General features: G+C 56.5%; 12 protein-coding genes. All 12 read left to right on the top strand.

Annotated elements, in window-relative coordinates; all coding sequences use genetic code 11:
* Positions 1 to 30: 30 nt before the first annotated feature.
* The 12 genes from D888_RS0117530 (at position 31) to D888_RS0117465 (ending at position 17,650) form a co-directional block, all read left to right on the top strand.
* Positions 31 to 4,203 (top strand): PAS domain S-box protein, encoded by a 4,173-nt coding sequence (locus D888_RS0117530; protein WP_020677881.1) that lies wholly within the window; start codon positions 31 to 33, stop codon positions 4,201 to 4,203.
* On the top strand, positions 4,196 to 5,233 hold the full coding sequence (locus tag D888_RS23400) for a two-component system sensor histidine kinase NtrB (RefSeq protein WP_020677880.1): 1,038 nt from the start codon (positions 4,196 to 4,198) through the stop codon (positions 5,231 to 5,233). Before D888_RS0117530 ends, D888_RS23400 begins: the two co-directional genes overlap by 8 nt.
* Before the next feature lie 51 nt (positions 5,234 to 5,284).
* Positions 5,285 to 6,046 (top strand): response regulator, encoded by a 762-nt coding sequence (locus tag D888_RS0117520; protein WP_020677879.1) that lies wholly within the window; start codon positions 5,285 to 5,287, stop codon positions 6,044 to 6,046.
* Positions 6,043 to 7,272, top strand: coding sequence for a GGDEF domain-containing response regulator (locus D888_RS0117515; RefSeq protein WP_020677878.1), 1,230 nt, complete (start codon positions 6,043 to 6,045; stop codon positions 7,270 to 7,272). Before D888_RS0117520 ends, D888_RS0117515 begins: the two co-directional genes overlap by 4 nt.
* Positions 7,273 to 7,331: 59 nt before the next feature.
* The gene (locus D888_RS23395; protein ID WP_020677877.1) at positions 7,332 to 8,291 is read left to right on the top strand and encodes a response regulator; all 960 of its coding nucleotides are present in this window, start codon (positions 7,332 to 7,334) and stop codon (positions 8,289 to 8,291) included.
* A 148-nt stretch (positions 8,292 to 8,439) separates the two neighbouring features.
* Positions 8,440 to 8,613 (top strand): hypothetical protein, encoded by a 174-nt coding sequence (locus D888_RS24215; protein ID WP_020677876.1) that lies wholly within the window; start codon positions 8,440 to 8,442, stop codon positions 8,611 to 8,613.
* Positions 8,603 to 10,429, top strand: a complete 1,827-nt coding sequence (locus D888_RS24485; RefSeq protein ID WP_020677875.1) for a CHASE domain-containing protein — start codon at positions 8,603 to 8,605, stop codon at positions 10,427 to 10,429. Before D888_RS24215 ends, D888_RS24485 begins: the two co-directional genes overlap by 11 nt.
* A 195-nt stretch (positions 10,430 to 10,624) precedes the next feature.
* Positions 10,625 to 11,029, top strand: coding sequence for a hypothetical protein (locus tag D888_RS0117495; RefSeq protein ID WP_020677874.1), 405 nt, complete (start codon positions 10,625 to 10,627; stop codon positions 11,027 to 11,029).
* 72 nt (positions 11,030 to 11,101) lie between these two features.
* Complete coding sequence (locus D888_RS0117490; protein ID WP_020677873.1) at positions 11,102 to 11,311, top strand: YwbE family protein; 210 nt, start codon at positions 11,102 to 11,104, stop codon at positions 11,309 to 11,311.
* A 198-nt stretch (positions 11,312 to 11,509) separates the two neighbouring features.
* A protein-coding gene (locus D888_RS22190) for an IS3 family transposase (protein WP_156827136.1) occupies positions 11,510 to 13,071 on the top strand; the annotation gives its coding sequence in 2 pieces (ribosomal slippage) (positions 11,510 to 11,984 and positions 11,984 to 13,071; 1,563 coding nt in all).
* Positions 13,072 to 13,318: 247 nt separating this feature from the next.
* Entirely contained in the window at positions 13,319 to 14,488 is a 1,170-nt protein-coding gene (locus D888_RS0117470; protein ID WP_020677869.1) for an efflux RND transporter periplasmic adaptor subunit, read from the top strand.
* Positions 14,489 to 14,500: 12 nt separating this feature from the next.
* Positions 14,501 to 17,650, top strand: coding sequence for an efflux RND transporter permease subunit (locus tag D888_RS0117465; protein ID WP_020677868.1), 3,150 nt, complete (start codon positions 14,501 to 14,503; stop codon positions 17,648 to 17,650).

Here is a 17,650-nt window from a genome sequence, read left to right as displayed (position 1 = left end):
AAACGCGCAACCCATCAAGGGGTACTTCGAATGAATCAGATGTCCAATAATCATGAAGACTCGAGGTTGGCGGAGATACTCGCGATAATCCGCAAGCTCGCCGCGGGGGACTTGACGGCCAGGGGGACCCTTGCCGGGGATGGCAGTGCCCTGGATGACGTCATGGCCGGCATCAATAACCTTGGAGAATCATTAAAGACCGAGGGGTCAAACCTGCCGTTGGCAAAGGGACTCGCTGAACGAAAGGCTGCCGAGCAGGAACTCCACTCCGCCAACGAACAACATTCAGTCCTTTTGGATTCGTTACCGATCGCGGTTTACCGTTGCCGTGCGGATGGCGACTACGCGGTCCAGTATATGTCCCAGAACGTCGCCTCTTTCACCGGCTACACCGCCGGCGATTTTCTAGCCCAAAGTGATTTATGGTTCTCACACATCCATCCCGACGACCTCCAGAGGGTCTCGGGCGAGATTGAATTGCTTTTGGAAAAAGGTCGGCATACCTACGAATACCGCTGGCGGAAAGCCGACGGCAATTACCTGTGGATCCGGGATTCCCTGCGACTGGTGAGGCTTGAGGACGATACGCCGAATTATCTGGTGGGGATGTGGCAGGATATCACCGAGGACATACTGGCGGCAGAGGCGCTGCGCAAGGCGAATGACGACCTCAGCCTGTTTCGCAAATTGCTCGACAGCTCCAGCGACGCCATCGAAGTGATCGACCCGACGACCCTGCGATTTCTCGATGTGAACGAGACCGCCTGCCGCGCCCTGGGCTACAGCCGGGAAGAGCTGCTGGCCCTGAGCGTTCACGATATCGATCCCAATTCCGGTACGGATAGCTTCCAGAAGATCGAGGAGCAGATGCGGGAATCGGGAGAAGCGCGGTTTGAAACCCGCCACCGGCGCAAGGATGGCTCCACCTTCCCGGTGGAGGTCAACATGGGAGCTGTCACCCTTGACAAACTTTATGGCCTGGGCATTGTGCGCGACATTAGCGAGCGCAAGCAGGCGGACCAAGCCCTGGAAGAGGCTGAGCTCAGGCTCAAGGCCATATTCGATGCCGCCCTGGACGGAATCCTGGTGGTGGACGCTCAATCACAGGCGGTCATCATGGGGAACAAGGCGATCTGCGACATGCTGGGCTACGAGCTGGAGGAGTTTATGCGCTTGAATGTCGCAGACCTCTCCCCGGTCGCAGCGCGTCCCGAAGTGCAACGGCAGTTTGCACGCCAGGCAAAAGGCGAGATCCTGGTGGCGCCGGAACTTCCGGTACAACGTAAGGACGGATCGGTCTTTTATGCCGATGTCAGTGGGGGGCCCCTCATACTTCTTGGAGGAAGATCTGTAATGGTCGGCGTCGTTCATGACGTCACCGAGAGCAAACGGGCCGAGGAGGCGCTGCGCTACAAAAATACCGTCCTCTCCATCCTGCAACGGATCTCGCCGAGCGCAATCCTGATGGTCAATGAAAACGCCAGGATTGTCTCCTACAATCAAAATTTCATCCAGATGTGGAATCTTTCCGAGGAGATGGTCAGGGCCGGGATCGATGAGCCGGTACTTCGAAAAGTCTGCGAGCAGGTTGAAAACCCGGATAAATTTCTCGCCAGAATTAAATACCTTTATGAACATAAAAAAGAAACCAGCCACGACGAGCTGATGTTGCTTGACGGCAGGATCATTGACCGGCATTCCTCACCTATAGTCGACGATGATGGCAGGTACTATGGCAGGGTCTGGGATTTTCGCGATATCACGGATCTGAAGCGCGCCACGGAAAAAGTTCACCAGTTGAACGAAGAACTTGAGCTGAAGGTCCAGGCGCGTACGCATCAACTATTGGAGGCCAAGGAAGAGCTGGAACAGCATCGCGCACACCTGGAACGGGAGGTGGCTCGGCGAACTTCCAGCCTTACGGAAGCACAGCGCATAGCCCATCTCGGCAACTGGGAATGGGATATCGTCAATGACATGCTGATTTGGTCAGATGAAATCTACCGTATCTTCGGCCTCGAGCCACAGCAGTTCGACGCGAACTACGAGGCTTTCCTGAACGCGGTGCATCCGCAAGACCGTCAGTTGATGGACGACAGCCTGCGCGAGGCTTTGGCGCGGCAGCATACCTACAGCATAGAGCACCGCATCCTGCTGCCGGATGGCACGCTACGCCATGTGCATGAGCAGGCCGAGATAATCCGGGGGAAAGACGAGCAGCCCATCAGCATGCTGGGAACAGTGCATGATATCACCGAGCGCAAGCAAGCGGAGCAGACATTGCGTGACAGTGAGAGCCGCTACCGCAACCTGATCGAAACCACTCTCGACTGGGTTTGGGAAGTCGACGAAAACGCGGTTTATACCTATGTGAGCCCAAGAGCGTTCGCTATCATCGGTTACCAGCCCGAAGAGCTGATCGGAAAAACACCTTTTGATCTGATGGCACCCGAGGAGGCTAAACGGGTTGCAAGCCTGTTTGCTCCGCTTGTCGCGTCGCAGCAGGCCATCATAAACCTGGAAAACACCTATATCCATAAAGATGGCCATCTCGTCGTGCTTGAAACCAGTGGCGTTCCCGTCATGGACGCGGAGGGAAAACTTTGTGGTTACCGCGGCCTAGATCGCGACATCACCGAGCGCAAGCAGGCGGAGCAGGCATTGCGTGACAGCGAAAATCGCTATCGCAACATCGTGGAAACCACCAGGGACTGGGTTTGGGAAGTCGATGAAAACTTAACCTATACCTATGTGAGTCCAAGAGGGTACGCCATCACCGGTTATCAACCCGCGGAGTTAATCGGAAAAACACCTTTCGATTTGATGGCGCCCGAAGAGGCTAAACGGGTTGCAAGCCTGTTTGCGCCGCTTTCTGCGGCGCAACAAGCCATGATAAACCTCGAAAACACCCGCTTGCATAAGGATGGCCATCCAATCGTCTTTGAAAGCAGCGGCGTCCCGGTCATAGATGATGAGGGAAAACTTTGCGGTTACCGCGGCATTGATCGCGACATCACCGAGCGCAAGCTGGCGCAAGCAGAACTGCTTGAAAGCGAACTCGCCTATCGTACCCTGTCGCAGAATCTGCCCGGTATGGTTTACCGAGTGTTCGTCCGTGAGAAGGGGCGGATGCAGTTCTACAATGCAATGCCAGCTCAAATGACAGGCTACGCAGCGGATGAATTGACAACCGGCACGGTATGCTCGATCGAGCCGCTGATCCTGGACGAGGACCGCCCCGGCGTGGGGGCTGAAGTCAAGCGCGCGATTGCAGAGAAAAGTGCCTTCGTGGTGGAGTACCGGCTGAAGCATAAGGACGGCGGCATCCGCTGGATGTCAGAAAATGGCATGCCTGTTTACGGACCGGATGGTGCGCCATTTTATATCGATGGCGTGATCTTTGATATTACAGAGCAGAAGCAGGTTGAAGAACAAATCCGCAAATTGAACGAAGAACTCGAAGACAGAGTGCGCGAGCGCACCCAGCAACTGCTGGATGCCCAGGAGGAACTGGTGCGCAAGGAAAAACTGGCTCTGCTGGGCCAGGTGGCCGGCAGTGTCGGACACGAATTACGTAATCCCCTGGGGGTAATGAACAACGCAATCTACTTTCTCCAAACCGTATTGATGGATGCCGATGAAACCACCCGGGAATACCTGGAGATCATCAAAACCGAGATCGCCGATGCGGACCGTATCGTCTCCGACCTGCTGGACTCCGTGCGCACCAAGCCGCCGCATTCGGCAGCCATCAGCATTCAAGAATTGATTAACCAGACCTTGCGCACACTCACCCTGCCCGCCACCATTACCGTTGCATTGGACATTCCGGAGGCGCTGCCCCCGGTGCGGGTGGATGCCCGGCAGGTCCAGCAGGTGTTTCGCAATCTCATCAGCAATGGGATGGAGTCGATATCCGAGGAGGGGGTGCTTACGGTCGAGGCGCTAGAAAACCGTCAGGAAGGTACGGTGAGCGTTAGGGTAAGCGACACTGGCTGCGGTATGCCGCCGGAGGTGCTGGCCAACGTGTTTCAACCACTCTTTACCACTAAAGCGCGCGGCATCGGTCTGGGGCTGGTGGTGGTGAAAAACCTGGTTCAAGCCAATGGCGGGACGATTGAGGTTCAGAGTGAAGCCGGCCTGGGAAGCACATTCACCATTGTCCTGCCCGTGGTTTACCCGGAGGAAATGCAGTATGACTGAAAATTCGTTTTTCGGTTCAAACGGTCCTCTGAATCGCTTGATCAGGTTCCTCCTCGGTTTAAGCATTCCACGGGTTGCCGGATTGTTCATGGTCATAGCAGTGGTCGTTGCGATTATCATCGTCGAGGGAATCGATTTTCTCTGGGATGGCCGCTTCAGCGCCGAACTGCTGTGTGCCGCGGTCGTTACCGCCATCTTGGACGGCATGTTGGTTGTCGGCCTGTTGGCGGCCCTGCTCAGTGAACTGCATAAGGAGGTGGAACGGCGGCAGATCGCGGAAAATGCCAGCGACACCCTGAACGCGGAACTGGAAATCAAGGTCCGGGAGCGTACCCGGCAACTCCTTGAGGTTCAGGAAGAACTGTTGCGCAAGGAGAAGCTGGCCCTGCTCGGCCAGGTGGCGGATACGGTGGGCCATGAACTGCGCAACCCGCTGGGGGTGATGAACAACGCCGTCTATTTTCTCCAGACCGTCCTGAGCGATGCGGACGAAACCACCAAAGAATACCTGGGCATCATCAAGGACGAGATAGCTGATGCGGATCGCATCGTTTCCGATCTGCTGGACGCCGTGCGCACCAAACCGCCGCATCCGCAACTGGTCGAGGTGGCAGAGTTGATCGAACAAACCCTGCGCCGCTGCGAGGTCCCGCCCGCAGTCACTGTTCGACTCGATATTCCAGATGCTTTGCCCGCCCTCCGGGTCGATCCCGGACAGATACACCAGGTGGTCTGGAATCTGCTCACCAATGCGGTGGAGGCCATGCCCGATGGGGGTAACATGGAAATCAGTGCGGTCGCCGATCCGCAGGCGAAAACAGTGACGGTCAGCATCACAGACAGTGGCGACGGCATTACCCCGGAACACCGGGCCCGGCTGTTCCAACCGATGTTCACCACCAAGGCGCGTCGGGTTGGTCTGGGGTTGGTGGTGGTCAAGAACCTGACCCAGGCCAATGGCGGCAGCGTCGGGATGGAGAGCGAACCGGGAGCGGGAAGCAGGTTTTTCGTCACCCTGCCGGGCGGGTAACATGCACAGACATTCAAAACCTCGCAATGCGAATCAGAATATGGAGAGACCATGAAAATCCTGGTGGTGGATGACGATCTCCGGATCGTTAAAACAACCTGCGACATCCTGAAGATCAAGGGTCATGAAGCCACCGCCGCCTACTCGGGCGAGGAGGGGGTGGAGCAGGTCGGGCGCGAGCGGCCGGATTGCGTACTGATGGACATCAAGATGCCGGGCATCAACGGCGTCGCGGCGATGAAGCGAATGCAGGAGATCGCACCGGGTCTGCCCATCATCCTGGTCAGCGCCTACGCCACGGACGATCTTCTGGCCGAGGCGAAACGGGCCGGTGCCTATGCTGTTTTGAGCAAGCCCTTGAATTTCCCCATGATCCTTTCCTTCCTTTCCCTGCTGCGCAAGGAGGAGAGCATCCTGGTGGTAGATGACGATCCGAATTTTTGCAAGACCTTGAAAGATATCCTTAACCTGCGGGGCTTCCGGGTTGAAACCGAAGCGGAACCGGGGAAAGTTATGGGTCATCTGGCAGATGACTATAAGCTGGCCATCGTTCTTGACCTCAAGCTGGGAGCGGTCAACGGAACGGATGTGCTCAAGGAGGTGCGTGCCAGGTATCCGACCAAGCCGGTGGTGCTGGTCACCGGCTATCGTCAGGAGATGGGAGATTCCATCGAAAAGGGGCGCAGCATAGGCGCCTATACCTGCCTCTACAAACCTCTGGAGATGGATGACCTGTTCCGGGTGATCGAGGAGATCCGAATCAAGAAACTGCGAAACTTGCTTGGCTCTGGCTTAAACGGAGTAATGGCATGATCACAAAGGGGAAAATCCTGGTGGTGGATGATGACCCCAACCTGCGGAAGACCCTTGCCGACATCCTGAAGGTCAAGGGCTATGCAACGGTGATCGCGGGCACTGGCGCCGAGGCTGTTGCGGCGATGGAGCAAGGGGGTATCAGCCTTGCCCTGGTCGATCTGATGCTGCCGGATATGTCCGGTCTTGAGGTCATGGCGCACATCAAGGCCATCTCACCTTTGACGGAGACGATCGTCCTGACCGGACATGCCTCCATGGATACCGCTATCAAGGCGACCAGCCAGGGGGCGTTCTCTTACCTGCTCAAACCGTACAACATGGACGATTTACTGCAAAATATCAAACATGGCGTCGAGCGCCAGCAGGCCCAGGAGGAGATTCTTCGTCTGGCTTCATTTCCCAGGCTGGCCCCCAACCCGGTGATCGAACTCGATTCTGCCGGTGGGCTCTCCTACCTCAATCCGGCCGCCGAACAGGTATTCCCCGACTTGAGTGCGCAGGGCGTATCGCATCCCTTGCTGAGTGGCTCGGCGGCGCGGATCGATGCCTTGCGCCAAGGCAACCGCCAGGAAGAAGCGATCCAGGAGGTCGCGATAGGCGACGCGACTTATGAACTGCGTGTGTCCTTCGTGTCGGAAGTCAACCTGATCCGCATCTATGTGACGGAGATCAGCCAACGTAAACGGGATGAGAGGGAAATTCACCTCTACGCCACCACCGACGCTCTCACCGGCATTACCAACCGGCGGGAGTTCAACGCGATCCTGGAGCGGAAAGTGGCGGGCGTCAAAAGATATGGCACACCCCTGGCTTTGGCCATGTTCGACCTTGATCACTTCAAGTTGGTGAACGATAACTTCGGGCACGACGTCGGCGACGATGTGCTGCGGACCGTTTCCGGACTGGTGCAGCAAAACCTCCGGGCCACCGATATCCTGGCGCGCTGGGGAGGGGAGGAATTTATGGTGCTGATGCCGCACACGGCCGGGCCGGGTGCCGAAAATACCGCTGAAAAGCTGCGGCTGGCCATTGCCGAGCACCACTTCGATAAGGTAGACAGACTGACGGCAAGTTTCGGGGTCACCAACTTCGAAGTGTCGGATGATCTGGCTTCGCTGCTCAAAAGGGTGGACGACGCTCTCTACCAGGCAAAAAAACAGGGACGGAATCGTGTCGAGATTCTGCCCAATGAGATGGTTTCTCCTGCCGACGGGATCGATTGAAGATATCTGGATAAAAAAGCTGCAAACCTTGCCGGCATTGGCAGAAGTGGAGAAGAACCATGAATGCTGAGATAAAGATCCTGGTGGTGGACGATGATCCGAACATCAGGAAGACCCTTGGCGACATCTTGAGGGTCAAGGGCTATGCAACGGCCGTTGCCGGCACCGGCGCAGAGGCCATTGCGGCGCTGGAGTCAGGTGACATCAGCCTTGCCCTGATCGACCTGGTGCTGCCGGACATGCCCGGCCTTGAGGTCATGGCACGTCTCAAGGCCATGTCGCCGCTGACCGAGGCCATTATCCTGACCGGAAATGCCTCAATGGACAGCGCTATCGAGGCGACCAGTCAAGGGGCCTTTTCTTACCTGGTCAAACCCTACCAGATGGATGATTTACTACGAAATATCAAACATGGCGTCGAGCGCCAGCAGGCACGGGAAGAAATTCTGCGCCTGTCCTCATTTCCCAGGCTGAGTCCAAGCCCGGTGATTGAACTTGACTCCGCCGGGGAGATCACCTTCCTTAATCCGGCGGCCGAGAGGCTGTTTCCCGGGTTGGGTGCCATGGGGCAGTCACATCCTTTGCTGCACGACTCGATGGAGACGATCAGGGTCTTGCGGCAAGACAAAAAGCCAGAGGAAACAATTTCCGAAAGAGCAATAGGCGAAGTGACATATGAACTGCATATTTCCTATGTTCAGGATGTCAACCGCATTCGCATCTATGCTGTGGATATCACCGAGCGCAAGCACGCCGAAGTAGCATTACAGCGATATTCCGCGGAACTCGAAAATAAAAACAAGGAGTTGCAGGAAGCTCTTGCCAAGGTTAAGCAATTAACCGGCATGTTGCCGATATGCGCCTCATGCAAAAAAGTACGGGATGACAGGGGCTACTGGAGCGGTGTCGAGACCTATGTGAGCGCGCATACGGATGCCGTGTTCAGTCATGGCCTCTGCCCGGAATGTGAGAAAAAAGAACATGAGGAGCTGGCTCAACTGATACGAGATAACACCTGAAAAGGCCTATCCCTGCGGTGGATAACCCGGATATTTTACAAAGGTTCGCCGAACTCGCGGTGCTGAATGGAGTTAAAGAAGCAGGCGGCCTTTAAGGGGTCGTGCGGAACTCCCCCAATATAGAATTCCCCTGGAGGGCAGGATCCTCATGCTCGTCGACCAATATGCCGCGTTGCGGAGTCAAAGTCCCTATAACCCGGTTTTTGACCCTCAAAAAACATTCAAGATTATTACCGAGGGTGACGGCCTGACCATGCTGGAACATTTTGATACGGTGGTCCTTGAAACCTTCAAGGAAATCAACAAGAGGAATGAGTTTTAATGGAATTAATAGCGGTGGCGAAACAATGACTCTCTCTTTGGCCAATAAGCGCTTTCGTTATATCACCATTGCCGCAATAGCGGTCTCAGGCATCGCCTTGTCCTTTTTTATCTCCTTATCGAGTTATTACCAGGAAGAGAAATATCGGCAGGAACACTTCAATCATGCCGTGGAGAATCGTTATTTCGCGCTGAAAAGAGAGATAGACCTTAATCTGCACGTCCTTGAATCAGCTCAAGCTATATTTTTTCCCACCCATGATCTGGAAAGGTCCAAACTTCTGAAGCGGGTTGAGTTTCGAGATTTTGCAAGCCATGCCCTGAAAGGCCATTTAAGTATTCAGGCGCTCGAATGGATACCGCGCGTGCCGGATTCCGAAAGAAAATTATACGAAAGTGCTGCAAGAAGAGACGGCTTCCCTGATTTTCAATTCACCGAACCTATTTCGCCAGGAAAGATGGGAAGAGCGGAGCAGCGCAAGGAATATTTTCCCATTTATTTTATGGAGCCCTCTTTGGGTAACACAGACCTTGGCTTTGACCTTGCTACCGATACAGCATGGTGGACAGCTATGGAAATTGCGGCCAGGAGTGGCGAGGTTCAAGCTACGGGAAGAATAAGCCTCTCCGGGGAGACCGGAAATCAATTCGGATTTATCGTCTTTGCGCCGGTCTACCGCAAAGGGGTGCGGATCAATACTGACCAGACCCGTCGGGACAATCTTGAAGGTTTCATGCTGGGCGTATTCAGGATCAACAATATTGTCGAAGAAGCGACTGCTTTATTGGAACCGGAAGGTGTCGACTTTTCCATCATTGATGCATCGGCGTCCGCGAAAGAACGCTTCCTTTATAGACATGAATCACGTCTTCGCAACGCCCCCCTGGTAAAACAGGAGCAATCTGAAGCCGGCTTTAGTAAAACAAAAACCCTCGGGTTTGCTGGGCGGCAATGGGTGGTACGTTATTCGGCCACGCCGGACTTTGTCGCAGCAACGGCCAATCTACATCTTTGGGCATTACTCCTTGCGGGTTTTGCGGTGACAGGCCTTGTTGCAGGTTTTCTGCTTTTCAGTGGCAGACATGCCGAACAAATCGAAAAATCCGCCAGAGATTTATCGAATGTCAATGCAATGCTCACGCAGGAGATGATGGAGCATCAGCAGACGGAAGAAAAAATTCGCAAGCAACATGAGCTGATGACCAAGATTATCGAAACCATTCCTCTGCGCGTGTTTTGGAAAGACCGCGATTTACGCTTTATGGGCGGTAACACTTTGCTCGCGAAAGACGCAGGGTTGACCCGTTCTGAAGAATTGATCGGCAAAACCGATTTCGAGCTGGGTTGGAAAGATCAAGCTGAGCTGTATCGAGCCGATGACCAGCAGGTGATGGATGCCAATATACCCAAGCTTTCTTACGATGAGCCACAGACGACCCCGGAAGGGGGGCAAATCTGGGTACGGACCTCCAAAGTGCCCTTGCATAACGACATGAATGAAACCATAGGTATATTGGGGGTTTATGAAGATATCACCGTCTATAAGCAGGCGGAGGAAGCATTGCGACGATATTCTGTTGAACTTGAAATAAATAATAAGGCACTTCAGGAAGCTCTCGCCAATGTCAAACAATTAAGTGGGATGCTCCCGATATGCGCCTCATGCAAGCAAGTGCGGGATGACAGAGGCTACTGGAGTGGCGTCGAGACCTATGTGAGCACGCATACGGATGCCGTGTTCAGTCATGGCCTCTGCCCGGATTGTGAGAAAAAAGCGCATAAGGATCTGGCCCAATTGATTCGGGATAACACCTGAAATGCATATCAGATGGGGTGGGCAATCCGGATCTTTCACAAAGACTCGTAGATTCGCGGTGCTGAATGGAGTTAAAGAAGCAGGCGGCCTTTAAGGGCCCATTCGTCAATTGAGTGAGATGTCCCCGCTACTCCGAAGCGTGGTAGGATTCACTCTCAGGAACCAAGCAGCAGAATTCTTAGCCTAAGGGTGCGCATGTCCTACGACGCGATAGAAGACGCTTTCAACTACATCAGTAACGGCCCACCAGGCGACCGCAGGGCGCTGGTCCACCGGGTCAGCGGCAAGGTTTTTCTGGCCTCGATTGAACTCGGGTTCGACCAGGCGCCCCCCGAGGCCGATAACGACCCCGACTATCTCCTCATCCCTCGCAGGCAGGATCTCGACCCGGGGAAGGGGCTGATCCTCGCGTTCTTCAATGACCACGCTCAAGCGGAGGTGCCGCAGGTCAAGGCGATCTTTACCCGCTCCGGGGCCTTTCGCAACGTGAAGGATCTGATGCGCCGACTGCACCTGCTCGACCTCTGGCATATCTATGAAGAGCAGCGGATCGAAGAGCTGCTGCGCAAATGGTGTCTGGATAAGGGCCTCCCCCTCTGAGGAGCAAATAAACTGTCCAGGGGATTATTGGCCCTGTATTGAATTTCAAACAAGAGAAGATGAGCTGAATCGATGAATGGACAGAACAGAGCGGAGATCATCCCCGGGCTTGCCGTAGAAATTATCCTCAAGCAGGACCAGCGCACAGGTAAGCGGACCAGGGGGATCGTCAAGGATCTCCTGACCAGGTCAGCGTTTCATTCGCGGGGGATTAAGGTCAGGTTGGAGGACGGTCAGGTCGGGAGAGTGCAGGGGCTTGCGGGGGGGCAAAGCCAGGGCTGACCGGTCAAACGTTGCCTGGCATCAAATTGCAGTGGTTGTATAAAACAGGGCACTAATTAAGTAAACTGTCCCCGGAACATCCCTCCCCAAAAAAATATAAGTCCGTGGAAAATAAATCTGTCTCCTTTTCAGTTTCCCCATGTGTCAGCATAGTTGTCGCCTCAAATAAAAATAGAGAGGAGACGCCCCACCATGCCGATGAGATATTCCCCCGCTTTTCGTTCTTTGATGATTCAGAAAATGACCGATCCAGATGGTCCAAGCCCTGTCTCTTTGGCTGAGGAGATTGGCGTGTCACGCAGCTCACTCTACCGATGGGTGAGTGAAGCTGATACGATTGATATTTCTACCCCTGCCGAGCCACCGTCATTTGCGGAATCAATGAAGAGGCTGTCCAATATGAAACGACCACAAGACTGGAGTGCCGAAGAGAAACTGTCTGCCGTTCTGGAAGCGGCCTCACTTTCCGAGGAAGAATTTGGTGCCTTTTTGCGCAGCCGAGGCTTACATGATGCTCTGCTTCAGCAGTGGCGTGATCAGATGCTCGTTGGACTTGAACCAAAGCCTGCTAAACGAGTCGAGACCAAACGTATTCAGGAGTTGGAGAAGGAACTTCGACGCAAAGACAAGGCTTTGGCCGAAACCGCAGCGCTACTGGTTCTCAAAAAAAAAGCCCGGGAAATATGGGGGGACGAGGACGACGACACCGTCCGTTAGAGCGGCAGCAGGTCCTCGAATTGATCGATGAAGCTATTCTTGGTGGCGCTAGGTTGAAGCCTGCCGCTCAGGCGTTGGGACTGACGGACCGCACTATTCAGCGGTGGTCCCATCAAGAGGGTGGTGACGATCGTCGTCATGGCCCATTGACTGTACCGGCCAACAAACTAACACCAGTAGAGCGGCAGGAAGTGATGTCAATTGCCAATTCACCACAGTATCGGGAACTGTCACCCAAGCAGATCGTTCCCCGTCTGGCCGATGAAGGCCGGTACGTTGGGTCGGAATCTACCTTCTACCGCCTCTTGCGCGAGGCGAATCAATTGGCTCACCGGGAACGTTGTCGACCGGCAACGCACCGCCGCCCCCGTGAGAAAGTGGCCACCGGGCCATGCCAGGTGTGGTCTTGGGATATTACCTACTTAAGGTCGACGATCGCCGGTCAGTTCTTTTATCTGTACCTGATTCTGGATGTCTGGAGTCGCAAGATCATCGCAGCCACAGTCTTTTCAAAGGAGTGTGGACAGAACAGTGCACTGCTCTGTGTCGAGGCCTTCCACCGCCACGGTGTCGATCCAAAAGGGCTTGTTCTGCACTCCGACAATGGTAGCCCGATGAAGGGTTCCACCATGCTGGTTACCTTACAACGCCTGGGCGTCGTACCGTCTTTCAGCCGTCCTGGAGTTAGCAATGACAACCCGTTTTCTGAGTCGCTGTTCCGCACCTTGAAGTATCGGCCAGAATATCCATCACGACCATTTGCCTCCGAGTACGAGGCCCAACGGTGGGTTGACGCATTCGTTCATTGGTACAACACCGAGCACCAGCACAGCGAGATCCGCTTCGTGACGCCGGATGATCGGCACTATGGGCGAGAGGCCCTGAAGTTGAACAAGCGAAAAGAGGTTTATGAGCAAGCACGACAGAAAAACCCCTGTCGATGGACGCGGCAAACACGCAATTGGGAACCGATCAAAACCGTTCGACTCAACCCTGAACGGAAAAGGTCCTCCGAAGAGGACCTTTGTAGCGAAGCGGCATAATGAGACTGAGGCGACAACTATCTTGACACCCGCCGGTTTTGATGGTAATCGTGGTCCGGCAGGTGCTGGATTGCACGACCATTCTGCGGGCCCTGGGCGTATTCGTCATCGGTTGGATCCTTCGGGCTTTCATCCTGCTTTGTCGTTTGCCCTGCTGGCCGGCGGTGCGCAGCAACTGGACGCGAAATTTCCAACTGTGCCACAATTCCAAAAAAACCATAGGACATCAAAATAGAAAGAAGACGTCATGAACATCCTGAACCATTCGAAACAGTTTGTCATCGTCGGTCTGCTGCTGGCCGGTTTCAGTCTGAGCGCCTGTAGCGAGCAGAGCACCGCAGCACCTTCCCCCAAGGCCCATCCTTCGCCCGAGGTAGGCGTGGTGGTGATGGAGTTTCAGCAGTTGCCGATCACCACTGAACTCTCCGGCCGGGTGTCCCCCTATCTGATCGCCGAAGTCCGTCCCCAGGTCGGTGGCATTCTGCAAAAACGTCTCTTCAAAGAGGGGGCCGAGGTGAAGGCGGGCGAGGTCCTCTACCGGATCGATCCGGCTACCTACGCGGCAGCCTATGCCAGCTCCGAGGCTGCTCTCGCCAAGGCTGAGGCGAACCTCGACCCGGCGCGCCTGAAGGAGGCGCGCTATGCCGAGCTGGTCAGGATCAACGCGGTGAGCAAACAGGATTACGATGATGCCGCGGCTGCCCTCAAGCAGGCCGAGGCCGAGGTACAGGTGGCCAAGGCGGCGCGGGATACGGCCCGCATCAATCTCGATTACACGACCATCAAGGCGCCGATCAGCGGCCGCATCGGCCGCTCTCTGGTTACCACCGGCGCCCTGGTGACCGCCAGCCAGACAACCCCCCTGGCGACCATCCAGCAACTGAATCAGGTTTACGTGGATGTGGCCCAGTCGAGCGCCGATCTGCTGCGCCTGAAGCGTGAACTGGCCAGCGGTGTCCTCAAGGGGACCCTGGCCGGGCAGGCCAAGGTTCACCTGGTCCTCGAGGACGGCACCAGTTATGACCAACAGGGAACGTTCAAGTTTTCCGATGTCACGGTGAACCCGAGCACCGGCTCTGTCACCCTGCGCTCGGTCTTTCCCAACCCCGGGGAGGTCCTGCTGCCGGGCATGTACGTGCAAGCCACCATCGAGGAAGGGCTCATGAAACAGGCGCTGCTGGTGCCGCAGCGGGGGGTGACCCGCAATCCTGCCGGCAACGCCCTGGTCATGGTCGTCGGTGCCGGAGAAAAGATCGAGCCGCGGGAGATCCAGGTGGCGCGGACGGTTGGCGACAACTGGCTGGTTACAGGCGGGCTCAAGCCCGGCGATCGGGTCATCGTGGAAGGGCTTCAGCACGCCCGTCCCGGAACGGTGATCAATGCCGTCCCCTTCACTCCCGCCGCCGCGGCGAAGTAGAGGAGACCCGCCATGCCTAAATTTTTCATCAATCGCCCGATCTTTGCCTGGGTGATCGCCATTGGCGTTATGCTGGCCGGCCTGCTGGCGATCAAGACCCTGCCGGTTTCCCAGTATCCGCCCATCGCGCCGCCGCAGATCGCTATTCGTGCCGTCTATCCGGGGGCCTCGGCCCAGACCGTTCAGGACACGGTTACCCAGTTGATCGAGCAGAAGCTCAACGGCATCGACAACTTGCTCTACATGTCGTCGACCAGCGAGTCGACCGGCGCGGTCGCCATCACCTTGACTTTCAAGGCCGGCACCGACCCCAACATCGCCCAGGTCCAGACCCAGAACAAGCTGCAGTTGGCCGTGCCATTGCTGCCGCAGATCGTGCAGCGGCAGGGGATCCAGGTCGTCAAATCGACCCGGAACTTCCTGATGATCGTCGGTCTGGTCTCGGAAGATGGTTCGATGGATCGTAACGCTCTGACCGATTATATGGTTTCCAACGTTCAGGATGTCGTCAGCCGCCTGGACGGCGTCGGCGAGCTTCTTCTCTTCGGCACCCAGAACGCCATGCGGGTCTGGGTCAACCCGGCCAAGCTGTACAACTACCACCTGACCACCAGTGACGTGGTCGCGGCGCTGCAGGCCCAGAACGCCCAGGTCTCGGCTGGCCAATTCGGTGGACTGCCGGCCGAGAAGGGTCAGCAGCTCAATGCCACTATTACCGCCCGCACCCTGCTGAAGACTCCTGACGAGTTCGATGCTATCATCCTGCGCACCAACCCCGACGGTTCGACGGTGCGACTTAAAGATGTGGCCGAGACCAAGATCGGCACCGAGAATTACGAGATCCAGTCGTTCTACAACGGTAAACCGGTCGGTGGGATGGCGATCCGGCTGGCGTCCGGCGCCAACGCCCTGGAGACGGGGGACCGGATCAAGGCCAAGATGGCCGAACTGGAGCAATACTTTCCCCAGGGGATGAAGGTGGTCTACCCCTACGACACCACCCCCTTCGTCAAGATCTCCATCGAGGAGGTGGTGCGCACCCTGCTCGAGGCCGTCTGCCTGGTCTTCGTCATCATGTTCCTGTTTCTGCAGAACATCCGCGCCACCCTGATCCCGACCATTGCGGTGCCGGTGGTGCTGCTCGGCACTATGGGGGTGCTCGCCATCAGCGGTTTCTCGATCAACACCCTGACCATGTTCGCCCTGGTCATCGTCATCGGCCTGCTGGTCGACGACGCCATTGTCGTGGTCGAGAACGTCGAGCGCATCATGTTCGAGGAGGGGCTCTCTCCCCACGACGCCACCGTCAAGTCGATGGGACAGATCACCAGCGCCCTGTGGGGGATCGCCACGGTGCTGACGGCGGTCTTCCTGCCCATGGCCTTTTTTGGCGGCGCGACCGGCGTCATTTACCGTCAGTTTTCCATCACCATTATCACCGCCATGATCATCTCGGTGATGGTAGCGATGATCCTGACCCCGGCCCTCTGTGCCACCATTCTGAAACCGGTCCCCAAGGGACATCATGCCGGCGAACATGGCTGGTTCCCGTGGTTTTTCCGCTACTTCAACCGGGCCTTCGAATTCTTTCGTCACAACTATGAGCGGATTGTCGGCCATTCCTTTCGCAAGCCGTTGCGCTACCTGCTTGTCTACGGCTGTATCGTCGTCGCCATGGGATGGTTTTTCCTGCAGCTCCCCACCTCTTTTCTTCCAGATGAGGATCAGGGCTTCATCATCTGCCAGGTTCAACTGCCGGCCGGCGCGACCCAGGAACGGACGATCCAGGTTATCCGCAAGGTGGAGAAGCATTTTCTCGAGGATGAGAAGAAAACAGTGGAAGGGGTCATCACCGTGGCCGGTTTCAGTTTCGCCGGTCGTGGTCAGAACATGGGGCTGGCCTTTGTCAAGCTCAAGAACTGGGATCTGCGCCACAGTCCGGAGCTGAAGGCCAAGGCCGTCGCTGCCCGGGCGATGGCGGCTTTCTCCAAGTTTCGCGACGGTCTCGCCTTCGCTTTTGCACCGCCTGCGGTGCTCGAGCTGGGGGTGGCCAACGGCTTCGATCTGCAGCTGCAGGATCGCGGCGGCCTCGGCCATGAAAAGCTGATGGCGGCACGCAACCAGCTGCTCGGTATGGCGAGGAAGAATCCCAAGCTGATCGCGGTACGCCCCAACGGTCAGAACGACGCCCCCCAGTTCAAGCTCGACATCGACGATGTGCGGGCCGGCGCCCAGGGGGTTTCGATCGCGGACATCAACAGTGTTCTCTCGACGGCCTGGGGTAGCTCCTACGTCAACGACTTCATTCAGGACGGGCGAGTCAAGAAGGTCTACGTTCAGGCCGACCCCCGCTACCGGATGTTGCCGAAGGATATCGATCGCTGGTACGTGCGCAACAACCAGGGGGAGATGGTCCCCTTCTCGGCCTTCGCCACTGCCCACTGGGAGTACGCCTCGCCACGGCTGGAGCGCTACAACGGCATTCCTTCGATGGAGGTCCTCGGCCAGGCCGCGCCCGGCGGCAGCACCGGCGTGGCGATGGCCGAGATGGAACAGATGGTGTCCAAGCTGACACCCGGCATCGGCTATGAATGGACCGGCCTTTCCTACGAGGAGAAAAAGGCGGGGGCCCAGGCTCCGGCGCTCTATGCCATCTCGCTTTTGGTGGTGTTTCTCGCCGTGGCGGCCCTCTACGAGAGCGTCACCATCCCCTTCGTCAACCTGTTGATGCTGCCTTTAGGGCTGGTCGGGGCGGTGGCGGCGGTGACCCTGCGGGGACTGCCCAATGATATCTACCTGCAGATAGGTCTGCTGACCACAGTGGGGCTGTCGACCAAGAACGCGATCCTGATCATCCAATTCATCAAGGCCCAGCTGAACGAGGGGTTGGAGCTGGTGGAGGCGACCCTGACGGCGGTCCGTATCCGGCTGCGGCCGGTCATCATGACCTCCCTGGCCTTTTTCTTCGGCACTTTGCCCCTGGCCCTGACCAAGGGCGCCGGAGCCGGCGCGCAGAACGCCATCGGTACCGCCGTGACCGGCGGCCTGCTGTCGGCGACCTTCATCGACCTGATCTTTATTCCGTTCTTTTTCGTGATGGTGTCGAAACTGGTTGCCCGGAAAAAGAAGGTCATCCCCGTCAAAGTAGTGGAGGTGGACTGA

Source organism: Geopsychrobacter electrodiphilus DSM 16401 (assembly GCF_000384395.1).
Classification (GTDB): domain Bacteria; phylum Desulfobacterota; class Desulfuromonadia; order Desulfuromonadales; family Geopsychrobacteraceae; genus Geopsychrobacter; species Geopsychrobacter electrodiphilus.
This window is presented reverse-complemented; position numbering and strand designations above follow the sequence as displayed.

Bases quoted from the DNA above. Each gene is read 5' to 3' on its own strand.
- D888_RS0117490 (WP_020677873.1), top strand. From the start codon at position 11,102: ATGAATGGACAGAACAGAGCGGAGATCATCCCCGGGCTTGCCGTAGAA.
- D888_RS24215 (WP_020677876.1), top strand. From the start codon at position 8,440: ATGCTCGTCGACCAATATGCCGCGTTGCGGAGTCAAAGTCCCTATAAC.
- D888_RS23395 (WP_020677877.1), top strand. From the start codon at position 7,332: ATGAATGCTGAGATAAAGATCCTGGTGGTGGACGATGATCCGAACATC.
- D888_RS23400 (WP_020677880.1), top strand. From the start codon at position 4,196: ATGACTGAAAATTCGTTTTTCGGTTCAAACGGTCCTCTGAATCGCTTG.
- D888_RS0117515 (WP_020677878.1), top strand. From the start codon at position 6,043: ATGATCACAAAGGGGAAAATCCTGGTGGTGGATGATGACCCCAACCTG.
- D888_RS0117470 (WP_020677869.1), top strand. From the start codon at position 13,319: ATGAACATCCTGAACCATTCGAAACAGTTTGTCATCGTCGGTCTGCTG.
- D888_RS0117465 (WP_020677868.1), top strand. From the start codon at position 14,501: ATGCCTAAATTTTTCATCAATCGCCCGATCTTTGCCTGGGTGATCGCC.
- D888_RS24485 (WP_020677875.1), top strand. From the start codon at position 8,603: ATGAGTTTTAATGGAATTAATAGCGGTGGCGAAACAATGACTCTCTCT.
- D888_RS0117520 (WP_020677879.1), top strand. From the start codon at position 5,285: ATGAAAATCCTGGTGGTGGATGACGATCTCCGGATCGTTAAAACAACC.
- D888_RS0117530 (WP_020677881.1), top strand. From the start codon at position 31: ATGAATCAGATGTCCAATAATCATGAAGACTCGAGGTTGGCGGAGATA.
- D888_RS0117495 (WP_020677874.1), top strand. From the start codon at position 10,625: ATGTCCTACGACGCGATAGAAGACGCTTTCAACTACATCAGTAACGGC.